General features: G+C 60.4%; 4 protein-coding genes and 1 pseudogene. All 5 read left to right on the top strand.

Annotation, left to right across the window (positions count from 1 at the left end; all coding sequences use genetic code 11):
• The coding region (locus tag PMO31116_RS23405; RefSeq protein ID WP_150568799.1) for a head maturation protease, ClpP-related at window positions 1-759 on the top strand (759 nt) is incomplete at its 5' end.
• A 2-nt stretch (window positions 760-761) separates the two neighbouring features.
• Window positions 762-1,964 carry a phage major capsid protein gene (locus PMO31116_RS23400; RefSeq protein ID WP_150568798.1) on the top strand — a complete coding sequence of 401 codons (1,203 nt, stop codon included), beginning with the start codon at window positions 762-764 and terminating at the stop codon, window positions 1,962-1,964.
• Window positions 1,965-2,735: 771 nt separating this feature from the next.
• On the top strand, window positions 2,736-3,047 hold the full coding sequence (locus tag PMO31116_RS23390) for a head-tail connector protein (RefSeq protein ID WP_150568797.1): 312 nt from the start codon (window positions 2,736-2,738) through the stop codon (window positions 3,045-3,047).
• Between the two features lies 1 nt (window position 3,048).
• Window positions 3,049-3,384: a head-tail adaptor protein gene (locus PMO31116_RS23385; RefSeq protein ID WP_174971772.1), complete on the top strand. Its 336-nt coding sequence runs from the start codon at window positions 3,049-3,051 to the stop codon at window positions 3,382-3,384.
• Window positions 3,377-3,627: pseudogene (locus PMO31116_RS23925) on the top strand (hypothetical protein); the annotation flags it as partial. The gene PMO31116_RS23385 and the pseudogene PMO31116_RS23925, both read left to right, overlap by 8 nt.

Below are 3,627 nucleotides of genomic sequence, written 5' to 3'. Positions count from 1 at the left end.
TCGGCCGCTGGCGAAGATCGAACGATCAGCATGTACGACGTCATCGGTCAGGACTATTGGACTGGCGAGGGCGTCACTGCTAAGCGGATTGCGGCGGCGCTCCGCACGATGGGTAGCGGTCCGGTGACAGTCAACGTGAACAGCCCTGGCGGCGACATGTTCGAAGGATTGGCGATCTACAGCCTGCTGCGAGAGCACGAGGGTGAAGTAACGGTGAAGGTGCTTGGTCTCGCCGCGTCGGCCGCCTCAGTCATTGCGATGGCGGGTGACACAGTCCAAATCGCGCGATCGGGCTTTCTGATGATCCACAACGCTTGGTTGATGGCGGTTGGAAATCGCCATGACCTGCGCGACGTTGCGGACATGCTGGAACCTTTCGATGCCGCGATGGCAGATATCTACGCAGCCCGAACTGGCGCGGACGCTAAGGCGATTGCAAAGCTCATGGACAAGGAAACTTGGCTGGGGGGCTCTGCGGCCATCGATCAGGGTTTCGCCGACGAGCTGCTCGCGTCGGACCAGGTTGATCGAGACAGCGCGTCGGCCAAAGCCGGTGCGGCTCGGCGCTTGGAGGCAGCGCTGCGTGCGTCAGGACTCCCTAAGTCCGAGGCAATGCGCCTCATTTCCGAATTCAAGTCCGGCCTGCGTGCTGGCGGCGGCGAGGGTGATCCCGCTGCGTCCGGTGCGGGCGATCCCACCGTTCTTAGCGAAGCTTCTGCATATGCCGAAGCATTTCACTTTCCTATCCTGGAGAAATAAATATGCCGCTCGAAGAAGATGTCAAAACGATTACCGCGTCCCTGAGCAAGGTGAACGACCAGCTCAAGGCCCATGCCGAACAAGCCCAGAAGGATCTCAAGGCACATCAGGAAATGTCCGCCGAGTCGAAGGCGAAGGTCGACCAACTCTTGGTCCAGCAAGGCGAACTTCAAGCCGACCTGCGGGCGGCGCAGCAAGCGATTGTGAAGCTCGAAAACGGCGGTGGCACGCCGGCCGCACCGAAATCGCTGGGCGAGATTGTAGCCGAGGCTGAGCAGGTCAAGGCGTTCAACACCGGGATGCAGGGCTCGGTGAGCGTCAAGGTGGGTTCGATCCACGCGGCCGTTACCAGCAACGATGCATCGGCCGGGGAGCTGATTCAGCCGACGCGCCTGCCCGGCATCCTGATGCCGCCTCAGCAGCGACTGTTCCTGCGTGATCTGCTGAACTGGGGGCGAACCAGCTCGAACAGCATCGAGTATGTGCGCGAGAAGGGATTCACCAACAACGCGAATGTGGTTTCGGAAAACCCCGCAAACCCGAAGCCTGAATCGGACATCACTTTCGAACTCGACCAGGCGCCGATTGTCACCATCGCGCACTGGATTCGTGCGTCGAAGCAGGTGCTGGCCGACGCCGCGATGTTGCAGGCGTATATCAACGGTCGCCTGATGTACGGCCTCAAGCTCAAGGAAGAGGCGCAGCTTCTCAAGGGATCGGGCGTTGGCCTGAATATCAACGGCCTCTACACGCAAGCAACTGCCTATGTGAATCCCGGTGTTTCCGTCCAGAACGAAACGCCGATCGACCGCCTTCGCATCGCGTTGCTTCAGGTGACGCTCGCCGAGTACGAGGCCGACGGCATCGTGCTCAACCCGATCGACTGGACGGGGATCGAACTCACGAAGACGACCGACAACGCCTATCTTTTCGCGACCCCGCGCGGGCTGGCCGCTCCAGGCCTGTGGGGCCGCCCGGTGGTCGCTACGCAGGCGATGGACGCGAACGAGTTCCTCACGGGGTCGTTCCAGATGGGCGCCCAAGGTTGGGACCGTGAAGACGCGAACATCACGATCAGCAATCAGGATCGCGACAACTTTGTGAAGAACATGGTCACGATTCTGTGCGAAGAGCGCGTGGGCCTGACGGTGTTCCGTCCGGAAGCCTTCGTGAAGGGCGACTTGAAGGACGCGCCGGCGTCCTGATCCTGAACGGGGCTTCGGCCCCGTCTCACTGAGGTTAATGGAGAAGCTAAATGCCGAAAGTCCTTGCCCTGAGTAGTTTCGACCACGGTGGCCCTCGCCGTCGCGGTGAAGAATTCGACGTGAGTGAAGCCCATGCTGCTGGCCTAAAGCGGGCGAATCTCGTTCACATTCTGGGGGACGGTGAGGTCCCTACGACGGCCGCTGGCGAGACGCAACCGTCGTCTGTATCGCGAGCGGCCCAAGCCTCGAAGCAGCCGACTGCGAAGCGGTCCGCGAGTGGCGCAGCAAACAAGAGGGGCGGCGGGTCGTCGTCGTAAATTCGTCGTTCCGCGCGGCTCCCTGGGCTGACGCCGTGTATGCGATGGATAAGGACTGGTGGGACATTTACGGCAGTGAAGTTAAAGCTGCGTGTTCCGGTGCTCGCGTTACCGTTGCGTCCGGCGTCAAGGATGTGGAGCGGGTCCGGTGGGATTTGAGCAAGAACTCAGGTGCTGGCGCGATTTTGCTGGCGGCCCACTGGGGGGCTCGTTCCATTGTGTTGTTGGGTTATGACGTCCAACGAACGTACGGTCGAGCACATTGGCACGGAGATCATCCCCGGGGCCTAGGCAACGCCGGATCATTGGAGCACTGGCCTGGTCATTTCGCTGAAGTCGCTTCCCGCTTGCGCAATACGGAGGTCATAAACTGCAGCCGCCAGACTGCGCTCTCTTCATTCCCCAGGCGAGCCTTGGAGTCTTGCCTTTCTGAGTGAGGGCAAAAGGGAAAAGCATGAGCATCATCAAACTGGAAGTCGTAAAGCAGGATCTTCGCGTAATCCATAACGCTGACGACGAGATGCTACAGCGGCATCTCGACGCGTCCGAACGTGAGGCGATTCATTTCATGAATCTGACCGAGCTGCCCGTGCTGGACGCTCAGTCGTCAGATCCGCAAGCGTTGGAAGTCGAGCCGGATGTGGTTGCCGCCGTCACGATTCTCGTGCGCAGCAAGTACGAGGCCGCGTCAGCATCGGATATTGACGCACTGCGACGTTCCGCGGAAAGCCTTCTCATGCCATACCGCGTCGGGCTGGGAGTTTGACGTGCTCGGTCCGAGACTGAATCAGCGAATTCGAATCGAGCAGAAGACGGTCTCGCAGAATCCAGAGAGCGGCGCGGTATCAGTCACGTGGGCCCTGTTTCAAGACGATGTGCCGGCAGAGTTTAAGGCGGGGCCAGGGCGCGAATTTGCAGCTTCGGGCACCGTACATGCAGAAGCCGACGGGCGATTCATCATTCGCTACCTGCCCGGCGTGACATCAGTTATGCGTGTGCTCTGGGATGAGCAAGTCTGGTCGATCATCGCGCCGCCGATTCTGGATCGAACCGCGAGGCGCGATATGACGCTGATGGTGAAGGCTGGTGTCCTTGATGGCTGACACTAGAACGCTCCACGGCTTAGACGGCACGCTGGCGGCGCTTAAAAGCCTGCCCGCCGAGATCGTCTCGAAACGCGGCGGACCGGTGAAGACGGCCCTACGCAAGGGCGCTGTGATCGTCCAGAAGGAGGCACAGCGTCAAGTTCGCGCGATCGTACAGAAGCCCGATCCTGATCATTACGTTTCGACCGACCTGCTTGCGCAATCGATAGCGGTTCGGCGTGACCCAAACCCTCAGCGGAG

The sequence above is a fragment of the Pandoraea morbifera genome (assembly GCF_902459575.1).
Classification (GTDB): domain Bacteria; phylum Pseudomonadota; class Gammaproteobacteria; order Burkholderiales; family Burkholderiaceae; genus Pandoraea; species Pandoraea morbifera.
Note: the sequence above shows the minus strand (reverse complement) of the source record. Positions and strands in the feature narration are given on the sequence as shown.

Excerpts from the sequence above, each read along its gene's own strand:
- PMO31116_RS23390 (WP_150568797.1), top strand. The coding sequence starts at position 2,736 with ATGAGCATCATCAAACTGGAAGTCGTAAAGCAGGATCTTCGCGTAATC.
- PMO31116_RS23400 (WP_150568798.1), top strand. The coding sequence starts at position 762 with ATGCCGCTCGAAGAAGATGTCAAAACGATTACCGCGTCCCTGAGCAAG.